At 62.7% G+C, this 13,954-nt stretch carries 8 protein-coding genes; 5 read left to right on the top strand and 3 right to left on the bottom strand.

Annotation, left to right across the window (positions count from 1 at the left end; all coding sequences use genetic code 11):
* Positions 1-128 precede the first annotated feature (128 nt).
* Positions 129-758, bottom strand: coding sequence for a response regulator (locus BFP99_RS27585; protein ID WP_065927714.1), 630 nt, complete (start codon positions 756-758; stop codon positions 129-131).
* Positions 758-3,631 carry a PAS domain-containing sensor histidine kinase gene (locus BFP99_RS27580; protein ID WP_065948696.1) on the bottom strand — a complete coding sequence of 958 codons (2,874 nt, stop codon included), beginning with the start codon at positions 3,629-3,631 and terminating at the stop codon, positions 758-760. Before BFP99_RS27580 ends, BFP99_RS27585 begins: the two co-directional genes overlap by 1 nt.
* A gap of 527 nt (positions 3,632-4,158) precedes the next feature.
* On the opposite strand from BFP99_RS27580, the gene BFP99_RS27575 reads away from it, so the two are divergent.
* From BFP99_RS27575 to BFP99_RS27555, 5 genes are read left to right on the top strand one after another with little or no spacing between them, the layout of a single operon-like run.
* Complete coding sequence (locus BFP99_RS27575; RefSeq protein WP_065948695.1) at positions 4,159-6,591, top strand: TonB-dependent receptor plug domain-containing protein; 2,433 nt, start codon at positions 4,159-4,161, stop codon at positions 6,589-6,591.
* A 44-nt stretch (positions 6,592-6,635) separates the two neighbouring features.
* Positions 6,636-8,249, top strand: coding sequence for an ABC transporter substrate-binding protein (locus tag BFP99_RS27570; RefSeq protein WP_065948694.1), 1,614 nt, complete (start codon positions 6,636-6,638; stop codon positions 8,247-8,249).
* Positions 8,246-9,196 carry an ABC transporter permease gene (locus tag BFP99_RS27565; RefSeq protein WP_065927718.1) on the top strand — a complete coding sequence of 317 codons (951 nt, stop codon included), beginning with the start codon at positions 8,246-8,248 and terminating at the stop codon, positions 9,194-9,196. The genes BFP99_RS27570 and BFP99_RS27565 overlap by 4 nt, the downstream gene beginning before the upstream one ends.
* A 3-nt stretch (positions 9,197-9,199) precedes the next feature.
* Positions 9,200-10,084: an ABC transporter permease gene (locus tag BFP99_RS27560; protein WP_065927719.1), complete on the top strand. Its 885-nt coding sequence runs from the start codon at positions 9,200-9,202 to the stop codon at positions 10,082-10,084.
* A complete protein-coding gene (locus BFP99_RS27555; protein WP_065927720.1) occupies positions 10,081-11,712 on the top strand; it encodes a dipeptide ABC transporter ATP-binding protein in 1,632 nt (543 codons plus the stop codon). The genes BFP99_RS27560 and BFP99_RS27555 overlap by 4 nt, the downstream gene beginning before the upstream one ends.
* 3 nt (positions 11,713-11,715) lie before the next feature.
* Here the strand turns inward: BFP99_RS27555 and BFP99_RS27550 are convergent, their stop codons facing one another.
* A complete protein-coding gene (locus tag BFP99_RS27550) occupies positions 11,716-13,047 on the bottom strand; it encodes an ABC transporter substrate-binding protein (protein ID WP_065948693.1) in 1,332 nt (443 codons plus the stop codon).
* Positions 13,048-13,954 lie beyond the last annotated feature (907 nt).

Below are 13,954 nucleotides of genomic sequence, written 5' to 3'. Positions count from 1 at the left end.
TGACCGGCCATTCGACTGCTTGAAAGAGATACTGGCCCGATAATGGCACTGCAACCATCGGAGCATCCCTATTCTGGGGTAGGGATCCTGGAAAACCGCCTAGGAAAATCCCTACCCCCGTACACGCTTCACGAAATACCCAGGGTCATGGCGAAGCGCACAATGTCTGCGGTGGAGGAAAACCCCATTTTTTCCATCAGCCGGGTCTTGTGGGTGCTGACCGTCTTGTTACTGATGACCAACTGCTCGGCGATCTGGTTGACGCTCATACCGTGCGCCAGCAGGCGCAGGATCTGGAACTCGCGATCGGACAAACTCTCGACAAAGGTCTGCTGCTTCAAGCCACTGCTTTGCAGCGCGATCTGTTCCGCCAGCCCGGGGTCCAGGTAGCGTTGGCCACTGACCACTCGACGCATCGCGACCAACAGGGTTTCGGGATCGCGGTCCTTGGTCAGGTAGCCAAGTGCACCGGCGCGTAATGCCCGTTGCGCGATATGGATTTCGTTATGCATGCTCAACACCAGAATCGGCAGTTTCGGGTATTGGGTATGCAGGCGCGCAATCAGAATCTCGCCGCTGATACCCGGCATATTCATGTCGAGCAGCAACAGGTCGATCTCGACTTGGCGCAACAGTTCGATCAGTTGCGTGCCACTCTCGGCTTCGGCCACCACCTGCACGTCGGCGACCAGCGAGAATAGTTGCTTGAGTCCTTCGCGCATGATGGTGTGGTCATCGGCGATCAGCATGCGAATCATCAATACCTATCCTTGTGCATCGGAATGAACGCCTGGACCGTAGTGCCCTGCCCAGGATGACTGAAAATGATCACTTTGCCGCCCAGCATCAGGCCGCGCTCACGCATGCCGGCCAAGCCCAGGGTCTGGCGGCCGACGGCATCGGGGTCAAAGCCCTTGCCGTTATCCTGGACCTCGAGCACCCAGTGCGTCTCCTGCGGGCTCAGGGTGACGCTGACCTGCGTCGCTTGGGCATAACGCGCGATATTGGTCAGCGATTCCTGCACGATGCGAAACGCTGCGGTCACGTGGGTATCCGGAAGGGTCAGGGGAATCAGCGGCAGGTTCAACGCACAGGGAACCTGGGTCAGGGTGACGAATTCGGCTGTCAGCCATTCAAGACCGGACACCAGCCCCAGGTTCAGCGCGGAGGGGCGCAGGCTCGTGGACACATTGCGCACGACCTGGATGGTCTTGTCGGTCAGCCCCATCAAGCGCTCGACCTGAGGGGTGAGCTCAGGCGTATCGGCGCCGAACTGAAACCTCAGCAACGAGATGCCCATGCGCAGCGCCGTCAGGTGCTGGCCCAGTTCGTCATGGATCTCCCTGGCAATCAGTTTGCGCTCCTCTTCCCGCGCCGTTTCCCGGCGGGTCGACAGGTCGCGTAATTGTGCGTTGGAATTGGCCAGGCGCCGCTCCGCCGCGCGCAGCTTGGAAATATCGCGCCCGACGGCCAGCACGCTGACGACGCGCTGGCCGTCGACCTCGGGAACAAAGTGGATCAACACCACCTTGGGCGCGGTTTTCAAACCCGACAATAAGAACTCCTGTTCCGTGGCTTTATTCTGGCGAATCACCTGGGCCACCAATTCTCGAAAAAGCTGGGACTGGGCGTTCAGGGGCACCACTTCATCCATGGGCATGCCCATCAGTTCCGGCCAGGCCCCGCCCACCCATTTTCGCAACTGCGCATTGACGTAAAGCACCTCGCCGAGAACACTCAAGCGCGCGACGGCGTCCGGGCTGTTTTCCACCAGGGCGTTGATGTCGTGCTGGCGTTCCAGTTCTTTCTGTCGGGCCCGGGTCAAATGGGTCACATCACGACCGATCACCAACACCCGCAGGCCCACGCTGCCCGAGTCGGCCACCGGCACCAGGGTAAAGTGCAGGTTGCGCACTTCGTTGCGCAGCACCATGCTCTCCTCAGACTCCACCACCCGTCCGGCGGCCCTGCATTGGTCATGGAGGGCCTGGATTCTTTCCGCGTTGAGCCGGCCAAAGATCGACGCCAGCGCCTCGCCAATAACCTCGCCATGGGGTTTCCCAAGTACCTGCAACAGGGCCGGATTGACCTCGACACAGCGCAGCTCACCCCGTGGCGCTGCTTCCAGCAGGCACAACATGTCCAGGGTATGGTCGAAAATATCCCGGTAGCGGCGCTCGCGCTCCCTGAGCAAGGATTCGGAGCGCCAGCGTTCAATGGCAATCGCGGCAATGTGGCAGGTCTGGCGCACGCGCTGCAGGTCGCTCTCATCCAGCGCAGAGCCGGGCGAGCGCGACAACGCGAAAGCCCCAAGGGTCTGCCCCTGATTGTCGAGGATGGGCTCGTACCAGCAGGCGGAAGAAGGCTTGGATACCGACGAATCGAGGCTTTGCGGTTCAGCAAGCACTACGCCACAGGAACAGTGAGGCAAGGCCAGTTGAAGATAGCTCACCAGCAACCCCAGGGTTTCGTCCAGTGAGGCGCCCGTGGCCATTGTTTCGAAGATGCGCAGACGTGCGTCCTCAAGCACTTGCTGTTTGCGCAACTCAGTGATGTCGTGGGCCAGTGCCAGCACGCCTGCCACCTCACCGGATGGGCTGCGTTCAGCCATCAGGCTGACGACACAACTCACCGCTTCACCACCGGGGCCGGCCGGCCAACTGTTGAGGAATTGAGCGGTCTCGCCTGTGGATGCCACATGACGCAGATAGTCGAGGTAATCGCCGGGCTGCTCCCTGGGGCTGGCGCCTATGGCCTCGTCATAAGACATGCCGGTCAAGAGCAGGAACGTCGGGTTGACGTACGTACGCAACAGGTTGCGATCGTAGCGAACAATGATGTTGGGGGAATTCTCCGCCAGGGTGAGGAATTTCAGCTCGCTGCCCAGCAAGGTTTCGCGAAGCTGCCAGTTCTCGGTGATGTCTTCCAGTTGGGAGACAAAACAGATCGGCTGCCCCTGGTCGTCCCGCACCAGCCCCACGGTCAGGCGCACCCAGACAACCTGGCCGTCGTGGTGGATGTAGCGTTTATGCAAGGTAGCGCCCTGCCGTGCACCGCCCTTCAACTCTTCTATCAGCTGCTTGCCCACTTCGCGGTCTTCGGGGTGGGTCAAGGCCATGAACGTGGTGTTTTGCAGCTGTGCCTCGCTGTAGCCAAGCAGCCTGCAAATGACGCTATTGGCCCTCAGCCAACGACCGTCCAGTGACACGAGGGCCAAGCCAGTGCCGGAGGAATCGAAAATGGCTTCAAGGGGGATCTCGGAGAAGCGCTCGCTGTGGGAATGCGCGGTTGGGGGCCCAGGCAGGGGAAGGATTTCAACAATAAAATAGTCGTCGCGCCACGGTGTCATCGACAGGTTCAACCGGCCGGACTGCCTCGCGGTCGCCTCGAAACACACCCGGGATTGCCCATCGGCCTTTTCCAGCGCCGCATAAAAAAGCTGGCTGTCCTGCGGGCGCAGCAAGGAGAGAAACTCGGTGTTTGCCTCAGGAGAGACGCCGTTCTGACACTGCAACGTTGAAAACGCAGGGTTGCCCAACACGACCCGTGCAGATCGATCCAGGACCACAACCGCACCCGACAGGCAGGCAAATACGCCTTTAAGGGTTTGCAGCACTTCCTTGACTGCCATTACCGCTCCTGCATACGTCCACGCTTACGATGAAGACCCCACCGTAAATACTTCAAAAGTTGTTGCTGGTTCGGCCCATAAAAGCCTGGGTATCTGGCGAAGCCGGTAACCGAACCAGTCAATTGAATGTATGCCCAACGGGTGCCCACAAAAACAACACCCTATGGATAGCGTTGCCCGGCACTTGATGGAGACTATCGTAGTCTCATTTACGGCCGGCGCCAGCCAGACTAAAGATTTACGTTCAGCCGCAGGGAATCCTCACGCCGACCTCAGGCATGCCACCCCACGTCGATGTTTTGGATGTCGAACACTCAACCCACGCCAAGGCCCTACACATAATAAAAATAGATGATCTTATAAATTTACAAGATAACAATATCTAATAATTAGCTTATTCCAAAAAAGACTTTCCCCACGGTTTTTTATAGGGATATCTTCATTCCACACACCGACCCCATGCCTGGCGGAGGACGTACCCCCGATCACCAGGAGCCTTCAGCAGGCTTACATGGACCCTTCCCGACATGCCAGACATCGCCGCCCCCCTACCCCGCAGAAGATTCCACCTGTCACTGCTGACCAGTTCCCTGCTGCTGGCCGGCGCGCCCTCCTTCGCCGAAGCCGCCGCCGACGAGGCCAAGCTCGATACGGTGACCGTGATCTCCACCGGTTTGCGTGGCCAGCAACGCACCGTGGCCGACAGCCCGGCACCGATTGACGTGATCAACAGCGAACAGTTGCTCAAGACCGGGCGCGCCGAGTTGTCCGAGGCGATTGCCAAGCTGCTGCCGTCGTTCAACTTCGGCACCAATATCGCCGGCTACAACTCGGTGACGCGTCCGCTGAGCAACCGCAGCCTCGGCCCGGCCTATACCCTGGTGTTGGTCAACGGCAAACGCCGGCACAACGGCGCCACCGGCCAGCGCGGGTCGATCGACAACAGCGGCGCCAATGCGGTGGACATCGACCTGATCCCGGTCAGTTCGGTGGACCACATCGAGGTGCTTAAAGACAGCGCGGCGGCCCAGTACGGTTCCGATGCCGTGGCCGGGGTGATCAATATCATCCTCAAGACCGGCAACAGCGGCGGGCATCTGGAAACCAGCTACGGCCAGTTGTTTTCCGGCCAGGGTGAGACGATCAAGGTGGCCGGCGACCAGGGTTTCAAGCTGGGCGACGGCGGCTTTTTCCACCTCTCCGCCGACGCCCGCAAACGCGGCGAGGCCGCGTGGAACGACAAGGCCGACAGCAGCGTACGCGCCTTCAACGACCCGGCCAGGGAAGCGGCCTGGGACCGCGTGGCAATCAAGAACGGCGACCCCGACCTGAAGGCCTTCAACCTCGCCTACAACACCGAACTGCCCCTGGAAGACCTGACGCTCTACTCGTTCTCAACCTACGGCGAGCGCGATGCCGAGGCCGCCAACTACTTCCGCCTGCCGACCGGCCGGGCCGCCGTGCCCGAGGTGTTCCCCGACGGCTACTACCCGCTGAACAACATCAAGGACCGCGACTACCAACTGCTGTTCGGCGGCAAGGGCCAGGCGGCCGAGTGGAACTGGGACCTGAGCACCACCTACGGACGCAACAACGTCCACCATTCCAGCGACCTGAATATCAACCCGTCCCTGGGCACCGCGTCGCCGACCAAGTTCGACAACCTGGCCACCTTCCGTTTCGAGCAGTGGGTGAACAACCTGGACTTTACTCGCCGCTACGACAGCCTGTTCAACCTGACCTCGCCGGTGCAAGTGTCGGCCGGCCTGGAGCATCGCTGGGAACATTTCAGCACCTTCGCCGGTGACCCCGAGGCCTATATCACCGGCACCTACCCGGCGGCATCGGGCGCACAGGCGGCGGTGACGATTCGCCCGGAGGATGAAGTCAGCCTGATCCGCAACAACTACGCCGGCTACCTGGACCTGGGCTTCGACCTGACCGAACGCTGGTTTCTCGACGTCGCCGGGCGCATCGAACATTACGATGACGACTCGGGCAACACCTTCGGCCTCAAAGTGAATTCGCGCTACGAGTTGACCGACAGCGTCGCCGTGCGCGGCACCGTCGGCACCGGCTTCCGGGCGCCATCCCTGACCCAGATCGGCTACACCGTGGCCGACAACCGGGTGGCCGTCGACGTGAACGGCAACGTGGTGCCCGCCGTGACCCGCCTGACCCCGTCGGGCAGCAACCTGGCCAAGGCCTTGGGTGGCGATGACCTCAAGCCGGAAAAGTCACGCAACCTCGGGCTGGGCTTGACCTGGCAGCCGGCACCGCGCACCAGCATCACCGCCGACGCTTACCTGATCGACATCGACGACCGCATCGCCCTGACCAGCAATATCTACGATCAGGGCAACGGCGTGATCAACGGCATCCTCACCGCCCAAGGCGTGCCCTCGGGGACCTGGGTCAACTACTACACCAACGCCTTCGATACCCGCACCCGTGGCCTGGACGTGGTCGCCGACCACACCACGCCGCTGGATGCCTGGGGCGATGTGCGCTGGAGCCTGGGCTTCAACTGGAACAAGACCACTATCGAAGGCACACGGGACACCCCGAGTGCGCTGGCCAACTCCGGCGTCACCCTGGTGGGCCGCGACCGCGAAGGCGATCTCACGCAAGCCTCGCCCAAGACCAAATGGATCCTGGGCGCCAACTGGAAGGTCGAGGACCTCGCAGTGAACCTGCAAACCAGCCGCTACGGTGCGGTCAAGACCCTGGCGGTAAACCCCTCCGGCGACCGCAGCTTCGGTGCGAAATGGATCACCGACCTGGACGTCAGCTACACCTTCGTCGACCAGATCACCGTCAGCATCGGCGGCACCAACATCTTCGACGTGCGCCCCGACCGGCACGCCGTCTACAGCAACCTGGGCCTGGCGCCCTACGGTAACCCGCCGTTCTACCCCGGCGGTGGCTACTGGTACACCAAGCTGGCCTACGACTTCTAAGCCAATCGCCATACGAGGGCATCCCATTGAACACCTCCAACTTGATGAGCCGTCTATTGGCCCCTTGCGTCCTGATGTTAAGCCTGGCCGCCTGCTCACCTGCGGGCAGTGACAGCCAGGCCGGCAAGACCCTGAACATCGCCTTCTTTGGCGACAACACCATCCTGGTCAGCATTGATCCGTTCCAGGTCTACTGGCTCGAACACCGGGTGCTGCTGCGCAATATCGCCGAATCCCTCACCGACCAGGACCCGCAGACCGGCAGGATCATTCCCTGGCTGGCGAAAAGCTGGGAAGTCAGTGACGACGCGTTGACCTACACCTTCCACCTGCGCGACAACGTCACCTTCAGCAACGGCGAACGCTTCGATGCCAAGGCCGTGAAAACCGCGTTTGACAGCAACAAGGCACTGGCGACCGAGCTGCCGGCCACCTTCGGCGCGACGTACCTGGCAGGCTTTGATCACGCCGAAGTGGTCGATGACTTGACCGTCAAGCTGGTGCTCGCCAAACCCAATGCGGGCTTCCTGCAGGCGACCTCCACGACCAACCTGGCCATCCTCGCGCCGGCCTCCTACGCGCTGAGCGTCAAGGAACGCTCACTCGGCAAGATCATCGGCACCGGCCCGTTCGTATTGGCCAGCTACACCCCGGAAGTCGGCGCGCACCTGACCAAGCGCAAGGGTTACGCCTGGGCGTCGGCCAATATGAAAAACCAGGGCGAAGCGCACCTGGATGCGGTGGACGTCACCTACATCCCCGAGGAAAGCGTGCGTAACGGCCTGTTCCTGCAAGGCAAGGCCGACATCCTGTGGCCCCGCAACCCGTTCTCGGAAGTCGACCTGAAACTGTTCCAATCCAAGGGCGCCACCATCCAGAGCCGCTCGCTGCCGGGGCCCTCCCTGAACCTGTTGCCCAACACCCGTGGCAGTCGCGTATTGGCCGATAAACAGGTGCGTCTCGCCGTGCAGAAAGCCATCGACCGCAAGAGCTACGCGAGTACCGTCTACAACGACGAGTTCGCGGTGGTAGACGGCATCTTTGATGTGACCACGCCTTACTTCAAGAGCCAGGGCGCCAAGCTCGCCTATGACCCGGTGGGCGCCGAGCGCCTGTTGGACGCTGCCGGCTGGGCCAAAGGCGCAGACGGCTATCGGCAGAAGGACGGTAAGCGCCTGAGCCTGAACTACAACGTCATGCAGGCCGAGACCGCCGGCGATGTGCTGCTGCAGGACCAACTGCGCAAAGTCGGCATTGAGGTAAAACTCAGCGTGGTAACGCGTGCCGAATGGGTCGCCAACAACTCCGCCGGCAACTACGACCTGACGATCAGCTACATGACCCGCGCCGATCCGATCATCCTGCAAACCATCCTTGATCCACGTACTGCCAACAGCTCAACCGTAGCGACGAACATCTTTGAGCCGCAGGTGCTTGAGCGCGCCAAGGGCCTGTTTGACGCCGGCATCACCGCCACCCAAAGCGCTCAAAGGGCGGCAGCCTACGGCGACCTGCAGGACCTGCTGATCGACGAGGGCTCGGCGTTCCCGGTGTATGAGCGCGTGTGGCAGGCCGCGACGTCGCCCAAGGTGAAAAACTTCCGCTGGACCGCCGAAGGCTTCGCGCTGCTGGGCGATATCGAGGTCGGCACGCCATGAGCCGCTACCTGATCGGCCGGGTCGGCCAGGCGCTGCTGGTGCTATGGGGGGCCTATAGCATCACCTACTTCATCCTTTATCTGCTGCCGGGCGATACCTTGTCGATCATGCTCAGCGCGTCCGGCATGGAAGCCGACGCCCTGTCGGTGGAAGACCTGGCCAAGGCGCGCGCCTACTACGGCTTGGACAAAGGCCTGTTCGAGCAATATATCGACCTGCTGCTGGGGGCATTGCGCGGGGACTTCGGGCAGTCGCTGTCACTCAATCGCCCGGTGGCCGAATTGCTCGCCGAACGCCTTCCCCAGACCCTTTCCCTGGCCGGCCTGGCGATTGTGCTCTCGCTGCTCGGCGGTATCGGCCTGGCTTACCTCACCGCGTATATCCGCTGGCAACCGTTGAAAAAGGCATTGGCGCGCTTGCCGTCCCTGGGCTTTTCGGTGCCGGTGTTCTGGATGGGGTTGCTGTTGATCCAGGTGTTTGCGTTTGGCCTGGGTTGGTTTCCCGCCACTGGCAGCCGCGGGGTTGAAAGCCTGGTGCTGCCGGCGATCACCCTGGCGATTCCCAGCGCAGCGGTGTACGCCCAGGTGCTGCAACGCAGCTTCCAGGGCGTGTGGAAAGAGGCCTATATCCTCACTGCGTACGCCAAGGGCTTGAGCCGGGGCCAGGTGCAGGCGCGCCACGGGTTCAGGAACGCCGCGCTGCCGATCCTCACCCTGATCGGCCTGCAGGTGGGTAACACCGTGTCCGGCGCGGTGCTGGTGGAAACCATCTTCGCTCGCTCCGGCATCGGCCGCCTGGCCCAGGAAGCGGTGCTGCGCCAGGACATTCCGGTGGTGCTGGCCATCGTCGCGGTCTCGGCGGCGGCATTTGTCCTGGTGAACCTGCTGGTGGACCTGCTTTACCCCTGGCTCGACCCGCGCATCTCCCACACGCCCAAGGTGTCCTAGACCATGACCACGCTTACCCGGAAACTGATCCGCAGCGAACCACTCTGGCGCCGCCGCAGCCCCTTACAACGCGCAACGGCGACACTCCTGCCATTGCTGCGCCGCCCAGGGTTCAGCCTGGCGGTGCTGGTGGTGCTGTTCTCGCTGGTCGCCGCCGTGACGCCGCAGTTGCTGAGCAGCTTCGACCCTTACGCCACCGCGCCCGCCGCCAAACTCAGCGCCCCCAACCTGACCCACTGGTTCGGCACCGATGAGCTGGGCCGCGACCTGTTCACCCGCGTGGTCTACGGCGCCAGCCTGTCAGTGCTGGCCGCCTCCCTGGCGGTCGGCATCGCCCTGGTGGGCGGGTTGGGGCTGGGCATTTTGTCCGGGTTTGCCGGTGGCCGTATCGATGCCCTGATCATGCGCTTTGTCGATGTGCTGCTGGCCCTGCCCGGCCTGTTGCTGGCCCTGGCGATTGTCACGGCCATTGGCTTCGGTACGGTACCCGTGGCGATTGCCGTGGGCATTGGCATCATTCCCGGCTTTGCCCGCACCACCCGTGCCGAAGTGCTGCGGGTGAAAACCCTGCCCTATGTCGAAGCCGCTCGCCTGGGCGGTGCCAGTTGGGGCCGCACGTTGTTGCGGCACATCCTGCCCAACGCCTGGGGCCCGGTAGCCGTGCTGGCGACCCTGGATTTCGGCGCCGCGATCCTCGCCACCGCAGGCTTGAGTTTTCTCGGTTTCGGCGCCGCCCCACCGGCGGCGGAATGGGGCACCTTGATAGCCAACGGCCGCCACTTCCTGATCACTGCACCGTGGGTGTCCTTGTTGCCTGGCCTGTTCCTGGTGGCCGTGGTGTTCAGCCTCAACCATATCGCCCGCACGTTCGAGGAGATCCAGCGATGAGCACCCAGCCGCTTTTAATCGATGTGCGCCAACTGAGTGTCGACTACCGTTCCGGCGGCCAGCTCAATCCGGCGGTGCGCAGCCTGTCGTTTTCACTCACCCAGGGCGAGACCGTGGCGATTGTCGGCGAGTCCGGCTCGGGCAAATCCACCCTGGCTAACGCCATCCTAGGCCTGCTGCCCGAGAATGCGCAGATCGGCGCCGGTGAACTGTGGGTGGATGGCCACAACCTGACCCACGCCAGCGAACGGCAGAAACGCAAGCTGCGTGGGCGCACCATCGGCCTGGTGCCCCAGGACCCGATGGTCAGCCTCAACCCCACATTGCGCATCGGCCAGCAAATCGCCGAGGCGCTGGTACTCGCCAAGGGCAAACGCTACCCCGCTGTCGACGCCGACATTGTCGAGCTGCTGCAACAGGTGGGCATCGACAAGCCGGTACTTCGCGCACGCCAGTATCCCCATGAACTCTCCGGCGGCATGCGCCAGCGCGTGCTGATCGCCATCGCCCTGGCCGGCAACCCGCGCCTGATCATCGCCGACGAGCCCACCAGCGCCCTCGACGTGACCGTGCAGCGCAAGATCCTCGACCACTTGCAGCGCCTGGTCAGTGAACGCGGCATTTCCCTGCTGATCATCACCCATGACCTGGGCGTGGCGCTCGACCGTGCCGACCGCATCCTGGTGATGCAACAGGGTGAAGTGGTAGAGCAAGGTCCGCCACGGCAGATCCTCGCGCACCCCAGCCACGACTACACCCGCGCGCTGATCGCCGCCGCACCCGCCTTCGCCAGGCGGCGTGAACCGTTGCTCAACCTCGACCTGGGACGTGAGCCGATCCTGAGCCTGCACAACGTCGGCAAGACGTTTGCCCTGCCCAAGGTCAAGGGCGAGCCCTCGACCTTCGTGGCCCTGGAGGATCTGAGCCTGGAGGTCTACCCCGGCCAAACCCTGGCCATCGTCGGCGAGTCCGGCTCGGGCAAGAGCACCGCGCTGCGTATCGCCCTGGGCCTGGAAAAGCCGACCCAGGGCCGGGTGCGGTTCGAGCAGCAAGACGTCACCGACCTGAGCTGGCGCGACTTCCGCCCGTTGCGCCAACGCCTGCAACTGGTGCAACAAAACCCCTTCGCGGCGCTGGACCCGCGCTTCACGGTATTCGACAGCATTGTGGAGCCGCTGGTGTCGTTTGGCTTGCTCAAGGGCGCCGCCCTGGAGCAGGCAGCGCGGGCGTTGATCAGCCGCGTGCACCTGCCGGTGAGCTTTCTGGATCGTCTGCCCCGTGAACTGTCGGGTGGGCAGTGCCAACGGGTCGCCATCGCCAGGGCCTTGGCGTTGAAACCCGACCTGCTGTTGCTGGATGAACCGGTCAGCGCCCTCGACGTGTCGGTGCAGGCGCGCATCCTCGACCTGCTGGAAGAGCTGCAACGGGAGATGGGCATTGCCTATGTGCTGGTGTCCCACGACTTGTCAGTGGTGGCCAACTTCGCCCATGAGGTGCTGGTGCTGCGCAATGGCCGCGTGGTTGAGCAAGGCTCGGTCGCGCAGATCTTCAACCAGCCGGCCAGCGACTACACCCGCGAACTGATTGCCGCCATCCCTGGCCGGCAACTTACGGCAAGCGCCGCCTGAGGTTTACTGTGCCGAGCAATCACGCGCCACGATGCCCTTCTCCTGGGCATACGCGGCGGACTTGGCTTCGATCAACGGACGCAAGGTGGCGCGATCGGCCTGCAGCCAGTCGGTCACCAGCACCCATTTTTGCCCATCCCACTGCTGCACCCGGGCGGAGCCGCCACCTTCGTGGTCGGCGCAGGACAGCTTCAACGGTGCCAGCAGACCTTCGAAGCCCATGGCCTTGAGGCGCGCGGCGTCGATGTCCAGGTGCTCGAACGCCCAGCGGGTTTCCTCGCCGTTCAGCGCGCGGTTGCCGAATTTGGCCTGGCCGGTGCGCAGCGCTTCGACGGCAATCGCGGCGTTGATCAGGCCGATGTTGTAGTAGACCTTGCCGAAGTAGCTGGGGTCCTTGAGGTTGCTCTTGCCGGGATCGAGGATGAACTGCCTGAGCTTTTTATGGATGTCGAAACTGTCGCCACCGGGGAACGGCGCCAACGCCTGGTAGCCTTTAGCGGCGGTGCCGGCGGGTATCACGTCGGCTTCGGAGCCGGCCCAGACATCACCGATCAGGCGGTCCACGGGGATGCCAAAGCGCACGGCGGTCTTGATGCCGACGGGGGTGGACACGCCCCAGGTGCGCAGGAACACCCAGTCCGGGTTGATCTGCCGCACCTGGCGCCACTGGGTCGACTGCTCGTTGCCGGGGTCGGCCACGGGGATCTGGATGTTCTCGAACCCGTATTTTTGCGCCAGCAATTGCATGGCTGCCTGGGTTTCGCGGCCGTAGGCGGAGTCGTGATAGACGGTGACGATCTTCTTGCCCTTGAGCTTGTCCAGGCCGCCTTCGCGCTGGGCGATGTAGTTGATGCCCACCGACGCCTGGCCGTAGTAGTTAAGCAACAACGGGAACGCGTAGGGAAACACGCGGCCATCGGTGGATTCGGTACGCCCGCCGGCGCCATCGATCAGCGGGATGTGGTCAAAGGCGGCACGGTCCATCAGCGCATAGGAGGCCGGTGTGCTGTGGGTGAAGAAGAACCCGGTGGGTGCGCCGCCGAGACCGGCTTTGTAGCGCTCATAGCATTCGATGATGCGGTCGGTCTTCCACTCGGTCTCGCACTCCTGCCAGACCAGCTTGACGCCGTTCACGCCGCCTTCGACTTCGTTGATGTAGCGGAAGTAATCAATCTCCCCCGCCCACCACGGAATGCCGCTGGAAGCGTAGGCGCCGACCCGGTAGGTGGCCAGCGGGATGAACTGTTGATCGTTGGCGGCCTGGGCAACCGGCCCGCCCAAGGCGCCGAGTGCCAGCAGGCTGGCGATGACTGTGCGATGCAAGACGTTGTGCATGGGTGTGGTTTCTTATGAAAGGTGAGGTTTCCCTCCCGTTGTCGGGTCAGCGCCAATCGGGTCACAACACAATTCATGCCAAGCCTGGAAGCCCTCAAATTCGAGGGTTGGCGCTGTACCGGTCACCCTTCACGACCAGGACAATCGAACACTTTATTGAACCGCTGTTGCGCTGCCAACACCGCGCTCGGTCGTCAGGGTTGACCTGCAACTGAAAAACCTCACCAACCGCTACTACGGGTACGCCTGGTATGGCCCGGACGGCGCCAAAGCGTTGCTGCACTCACCGGGTGACGGGCACACCGAGCCTGGGCGAGGTGCCGAGTGGTGAGGGTGGTTGCTTCCGTGGCGGCCTTCGGGCCGACCATGCGCTGGATTTGACCGAGTACATATCCGTTGCTGCGGTCACGGCTGCTTATGGTTCCGCTCTTACAGCGGGTCACTTTTGGAAAAGAGCCCCAAAAGTAACCAAAAGGGCTCTTGCCCCAACACTCGGCACCTCGCTTAGGCTCGGTGTTCCCTCACTCCGGCTTGAATCCGTGGGCCGCCGTCATGGGCCATCCTTGGCCCAGGACGGCTAACCCGGCGTCCTGCCGGGTTACCCACGGATTCAAGCCTGCGTTCGGCCAGCGTGTTTAACGGGGCGCCTGAGATCAAGATCAAAAGCCAGAGCCAGAGCCAGAGCCAGAGCAGATCAAAAGATTGCTGACTTCGTCAGCGATTAAGGAAGTAGAAGCCACACCGCGTACGCTTCAAAGATCAGGTCGGCTTTAAGGCCGCCTCGCTTTGTTTTTGATCTGGGATCGCCCCGTTAAACACGCTGGCCGAACGCAGGCTTTGGAGCGTGGGTAACCCGGCAGGACGCCGGGTTAGCCGCACTGGGCCAAGGATGGCCCATTGCGGCGGC

This window comes from Pseudomonas sp. 1 R 17, assembly GCF_900067035.1.
GTDB classification, from domain to species: domain Bacteria; phylum Pseudomonadota; class Gammaproteobacteria; order Pseudomonadales; family Pseudomonadaceae; genus Aquipseudomonas; species Aquipseudomonas marginalis.
This window is presented reverse-complemented; position numbering and strand designations above follow the sequence as displayed.

What these genes read in the sequence shown, in the direction of transcription:
- BFP99_RS27555 (WP_065927720.1), top strand. Translation starts at nt 10,081, where the DNA reads ATGAGCACCCAGCCGCTTTTAATCGATGTGCGCCAACTGAGTGTCGAC.
- BFP99_RS27550 (WP_065948693.1), bottom strand. Translation starts at nt 13,047, where the DNA reads ATGCACAACGTCTTGCATCGCACAGTCATCGCCAGCCTGCTGGCACTC.
- BFP99_RS27585 (WP_065927714.1), bottom strand. Translation starts at nt 758, where the DNA reads ATGATTCGCATGCTGATCGCCGATGACCACACCATCATGCGCGAAGGA.
- BFP99_RS27565 (WP_065927718.1), top strand. Translation starts at nt 8,246, where the DNA reads ATGAGCCGCTACCTGATCGGCCGGGTCGGCCAGGCGCTGCTGGTGCTA.
- BFP99_RS27575 (WP_065948695.1), top strand. Translation starts at nt 4,159, where the DNA reads ATGCCAGACATCGCCGCCCCCCTACCCCGCAGAAGATTCCACCTGTCA.
- BFP99_RS27560 (WP_065927719.1), top strand. Translation starts at nt 9,200, where the DNA reads ATGACCACGCTTACCCGGAAACTGATCCGCAGCGAACCACTCTGGCGC.
- BFP99_RS27580 (WP_065948696.1), bottom strand. Translation starts at nt 3,631, where the DNA reads ATGGCAGTCAAGGAAGTGCTGCAAACCCTTAAAGGCGTATTTGCCTGC.
- BFP99_RS27570 (WP_065948694.1), top strand. Translation starts at nt 6,636, where the DNA reads ATGAGCCGTCTATTGGCCCCTTGCGTCCTGATGTTAAGCCTGGCCGCC.